Annotated in this window: 4 protein-coding genes; 2 read left to right on the top strand and 2 right to left on the bottom strand. The window is 51.8% G+C overall.

What is annotated here, in order from left to right; all coding sequences use genetic code 11:
• The coding region (locus ACLTD4_RS32810) for a response regulator (RefSeq protein WP_412331923.1) at nt 1–892 on the bottom strand (892 nt) is incomplete at its 3' end.
• On the bottom strand, nt 885–2,744 hold the full coding sequence (locus ACLTD4_RS32805; protein WP_181988555.1) for a sensor histidine kinase: 1,860 nt from the start codon (nt 2,742–2,744) through the stop codon (nt 885–887). The genes ACLTD4_RS32805 and ACLTD4_RS32810, both read right to left, overlap by 8 nt.
• 181 nt (nt 2,745–2,925) lie before the next feature.
• Here ACLTD4_RS32805 and ACLTD4_RS32800 point away from each other — a divergent pair, with 181 nt between their 5' ends.
• Both ACLTD4_RS32800 and ACLTD4_RS32795 read left to right on the top strand, forming a co-directional pair.
• The gene (locus ACLTD4_RS32800; protein WP_412331922.1) at nt 2,926–4,275 is read left to right on the top strand and encodes an ABC transporter substrate-binding protein; all 1,350 of its coding nucleotides are present in this window, start codon (nt 2,926–2,928) and stop codon (nt 4,273–4,275) included.
• A 93-nt stretch (nt 4,276–4,368) separates the two neighbouring features.
• Nucleotides 4,369–5,250 carry a carbohydrate ABC transporter permease gene (locus tag ACLTD4_RS32795; RefSeq protein ID WP_055653047.1) on the top strand — a complete coding sequence of 294 codons (882 nt, stop codon included), beginning with the start codon at nt 4,369–4,371 and terminating at the stop codon, nt 5,248–5,250.
• Nucleotides 5,251–5,302: the final 52 nt, after the last annotated feature.

Raw genomic sequence — 5,302 nt, 5'->3', positions numbered from 1 at the left:
GATAGGACGACAGGTCAGGCATATTCATTTCAAATGGTTTGGCTTCCAGAAGGGAGGAGCGCCCGAAGAGCAGGTTCCGCTCTGTATAAGTCCGCATGATCTGAACCTCCATGCCGATGTTGTCCACATGGCGGACGCGGCGGCTGATACAGACGGTTATGGGGAGGCCGGACCCTGAGGAAGCGGAGAGAACATCCTCTGCGATCTGCCTCGCCGTCGTGGATTCGGGATTGCTGCAGCAGACGAGACAGATGCGTTCGTTCTCGTGCCTGCCGGAGAATAAGTAAGTCATCTCGCCCTCCTGCTTCCGGGAGCGGCATGCGGTTTCCAGAAGGTGAAAGGCCCCCACGTCCTCATGGGGCAGGGCGTAATCCAGAAGGAACGTGGGATAAGAGCCCGCCGTCATCAGAAGAAGCTGATAGCAGTCATAGGGAAACGTCGTGTTGATATGCCCGGTCCGGCTGCCGGGGGACTGAATCAGGGATTCGAGGAGATGGCGGTTGTAATCTTTCTTTTTCATGGAGATTTTCTCTTTCAGCTCTGAGAGAACATAGGAGATGTCGTCTGCCGAAAGCGGCTTTAAGAGATACTCATCCACACCCAGCTTCATGGCTTCCCGGGCAAATTCAAAGTCCCGGTATCCGCTTATGATGACGGTGTGGATCTGCCTGTTTTCGGCCTTCAGCCGGGAGATCACCTCAAGCCCGCTCAAAAACGGCATCTTGATATCGGTAAAGAGAATATCTGGCTGGAGCTCCGCCGCCTTTTCATAGGCCGCTCTGCCGTCGGTGGCGGTCCCGGCTATCTCCATATCCGGATCGCATTTTTCAATTTTCAAACACAAATCCTTCAGAATCAGTGGCTGGTCTTCAGCGACGACGATCTTAATCATGTGTTATTTCTCCTCTTATTGTGATGAGACAGCCACCGGGGCTGTTCTGATTGTCGGGGCGGCTAACGCACAGGGCGCGGGAACCGCCGTTTTGTATGTACATATCCACATTTCCGTTAAAATACAGGAACAGCCTGCCGTAGATATTTTTTAATCCCAGGCCGTCAATCTCCAGATCACGGTATAAGTCTGCCGTTTTTCTGGAGCCGTAGGCGTCCTTGAATTCCTGGAAATCAGAGAGAGCCTCCGGTGAAAATCCGCTTCCGTTGTCGGCGATCCGTATGAACCAGGAGGCGCCTTCGATGGCGCAGCTGATGGTGATGTGCCACGGGGGCAGACACTCCCGGAAGCCATGCTTGAAACAGTTTTCCACTAACGGTTCGATGGTCAGCCTGGGCAGAAAGAGATTGGCTGTTTCGAGCGGGGCGTCAATGGTGTAATCGAAGCTGCCGTCATAGGAGATTTTCATGAAGTCCAGGTAATTCCGGGTGTGGCGTATCTCTTCGCTGAGCTTGGCCTCCGGGCTGGAGGAGGTGATGTAGCGCATCATGGAAGAGAACTGCTGGCACATCCTGGAGGTAACCTCGCTTCCGTAAATCTCACTGGCCGCGCTGATGGAGTTTAAGGCGTTGTAGAGAAAATGAGGGTTAATCTGGGCCTGGAGGGCCGCTAAGTTGGCGTTGCTCTCCCTGATCTGGGCCTCGTATACTTCCTTGATGGAGTCCTTCAGCTTTACCAGCATCTGATTGAAGGAGCTGTTGATGAGTTCAAACTCATCGAGGAAGTCTGAGGACAGGTTTAAGGGCGCATCCTGGTCGAGGCTCAGCGCGTTGATGTAGCATATCATCTGGTTCAGAGGCTTTGAAACGATGGAGATAATGACAAATATGATGGCACAGGTGGTGGTCAGAATGAGGAAAACGGCCAGGATGGTATTGGTCGCATTCTGCTTCCGATACTGTGCCAGTGTGCTCTGGTTGGAGACTAAGAGTACGTGAAAACGGTTATTTAAGATGGAGCTTCCGTAATAGGCGTATTCATCGCTGTAGAAATCCGGAACGCCATCCTCAAACTGCGCAACAATATGATCGATGGTTTCAGGGGGAAGGACGGTGACGGCCTCCTCGTAGGGATAGATCTGGCGGAAGGCGGAATCGAGGATTACGATCTCCTTCTCGTCTCCGAAGCTTTCCTGGCGGCAGATGGAATCCAGGTGGGCATAGGGCACCTGGATCTCGACGAGTGTGTCCTGAGTCGTGGTGATGTCGGAAAAATTCCGTATGGCGGACAGCACGACCTTGTCGTCGCCGGACCAGGGGGAGAGGTGGGGGCCTAAGTAGAGCTGGTCGTACCGCGCCTCCATGAGCTGCTCGAAGGAGCGGTCCGACGACAGGGCGCGTTTTAACAGGCCTTCATCGTGAAGATAGAGGCCCGTATAATAGAAATAGTCCAGATTCCGGTTGTAGAGAAGCACATTGGAGATGATGGGTGAAAACATCATGTTAATCAGCGTCTTCTGGATTGTCCTGGTCTTTTCCAGCTCCTCCATCATCTGCTGCTGGGTGAGCTGGGAATCACGGATATTCAAATTCAGCACCGTACCCCGCAGCGTGGAATTCTTTGTGATGGAGGTGGCGGCCACATCCATCTGCTCATACAGCGACGCGATCTGGGAGGAGATGCGCTCCAGAACCATGGCGGAGCCGCGGTAATCATTTTCCTTTGCATTTTTAAGTGAAGTCATGGAAAATAAAAGGGATACGAAAAGCGCGATGAACAGGAAAATTCCGGCCACGGAAAGAAACAGCCGGAATTTGAATTTTAGTTTGAAATGCCTCTTTTTTAAATCCATGTCAGTCTCCATTTCCTTCTGCGTGATTACCTATATCATAGCGAAAAATCGATTGAATGACAATGGAAAAAAGAGAGGTCAAAAAAATACAAACGGATAAGAGAAATTTTTCCATTCGCTTTTTTCCGAGAATCAATTATACTGATTGCACAACAGATGAAACAAATTGAAGGAGGTAGCTATGAAGAAAAGACAATTGACAGGTGTTCTGTTATGCGCGGCTCTTGCGGCCGGAATGCTGGCAGGCTGCGGCCAGAAGGCCGGAACGACAGAAACGGCAGGAGGACAGACTGCGGCGGAAAGCCAGAAGGAGACTCAGGGAGAGAAGAAGGCTAAGGGCGTAACCATCACCGTAGGCTTAAAGGCGTCGCATGTGGAGATATCCAATATTGAGACCTTTAAGAAAGGCTGGGAAGAGGCTACGGGCAACACCGTGGATGTGCAGGCCATCGATGATGACCAGTTCGACTCCCTGCTTCAGACGAAGATGTCCACCAACGGCATGCGGGATATTTTTATTGGAGATACCGGTACGCAGGCGGCTTCCTACCAGCATGCAAAGAATCTGGTGGACTTGTCGTCAGAGCCATGGGTCGCCAATTTAACCGATACGGGGAAGGAATTTGTCACCCACAGCGACGGTAAAATCTACTGTTTCCCCAACGGAGGAGTCAATTCCTTCGGAATCGTCTATAACAAAGAGGTATTCGAGAAAAACGGCCTGGAAGTGCCGAAGACCTTCGAGGAATTTAACGCGGTATGCGACACGTTAAAGGCGGCAGGCATCACACCGGTCTACGTGTCCATGGCGGATGCCTGGACCGTAAACCAGATCATCAACGGCGAGTGGCCCAATATTCTGGCTGCCAATCCGGACGCGCTGGAGAAGCTGAATAAGAACGAGATCCGCTGGGATTCTCTTCCGGAATTCAATGACTTATACGTCAGAATGAAGGGCTGGGTGGACAACGGATATGTGAACAGCGACATGGCTACCGCAACGTACGAGATGGGACAGAAGGCAATCGCTTCCGGAACCGCCGCCATGATGTACATGGGCGACTGGGCAGACCCGGAGTATGCCAAGACAGAACCATCCGGAAAAGGAAAGATCGGCATGTTCGCGGCGCCGACGAAGGATGGCGACAGCCGTCTTGCGATCGCCGGCCCTGGCGGATATTATATCTCGAATCAGTCTGCCAATGTAGATGCGGCAAAGGATTTCTTAAATTACATGGCATCTGATGAGAATTTAAAGCTGAACATGGATACGAGGGCGTGTACATCGGTCTGGAAGTCTGTTGACGCGGAAAATTTAAGCGTAACGCTTCAGGATACCCAGAGCTATATCGATCAGGGGCTGACTGAAATTCATTATAACCAGACGTATGTAATTACCCCCTCCGACGATGCCAACAGTTCGTTCCTTTCCGTCCTTCTCGGCCAGAAGAGCCCGGAGGACTGCGCAAAGATATGGAGCGACGCGGTGATCGTGGTAGGGAAGCAGCTCGGATTCGACGGATTTAAGTAAGGATTTAAACATGTGATTGAATCGTTTGGACTGTCTTACAGAGCTTTTTCGGGAGCGGTTGTATGACAGTCCTTTTTAAAAGGAGGCAGTCTTGTGAGCAAGCTGGAGAAAAAGTATTATCCGCTGGTGTTTGTCGTGCCGGCGCTCATCATATTCACCCTGTTTTATGTCTGCTCGATTGCGGGCGGCTTTGTGTTTTCCTTTACAAACTGGAGCATCTACAACTTTGAAAGTCCGGAGTTTATCGGCATCGAGAATTTTAAGGACTTATTCGCGTCGCAGAGCTTTCTGCCCGCGCTCGGCCATACCTTTTCGTTTGCCGTGATTACCACCGTCATTAAAGTGGGGCTGGGCCTGGTGTTCGCCCTCCTTTTAAACCGGGCGTTTAAGGGCCGGGATTTCTTCCGGGCCATCATATTCCTGCCGTGTACCATCGGAGCACTGGTGATCGGCTACGTCTTCACCTTTATTCTCCAGCCGGACACGGGCGTACTCAACGAGTTTCTGCGCGGCATCGGTCTTGGCGGGCTGGCGCTCAACTGGCTGGGAGATCCGAAGATCGTCCTGTTTACCGTGTGCGCCGTGGAATCCTGGATGTGGATTGGATTCAATACGGCCATTATTCTGGCGGGCCTTCAGTCGATCTCGACGGATGTCTACGAGGCGGCCAGGCTGGATGGGGCCAGCGCATGGCAGACAACGCGCCATATCACGCTTCCTCTGGTCACTCCGTCCATTAATACCACCATTACCTTATGCGTCATCGGCGGTTTCAATATATTCGATATCGTCATGTCCATGACAAACGGCGGGCCAAACGGAGCGACCCAGGTGATCAGCAAGCTGTCGTATGACGCCATGAGGATCGGAACCATGGGATACGCCTCCGCGATCAACCTGATTCAGTTCCTGCTGATCGTGATCGTTATTTCACCGCTGTTAGGCATACTGAGAAGAAGGGAGCCGGATATCTGATGAGTGCAAAGACAAAAAAGAGAGTTTCCCGCGGAATCGTCTATGTGATTTG

This window comes from Hungatella sp., assembly GCF_046966825.1.
The sequence above is the reverse complement of the archived record's forward strand: the minus strand, read 5'-3'. Positions and strand labels throughout refer to the sequence as shown.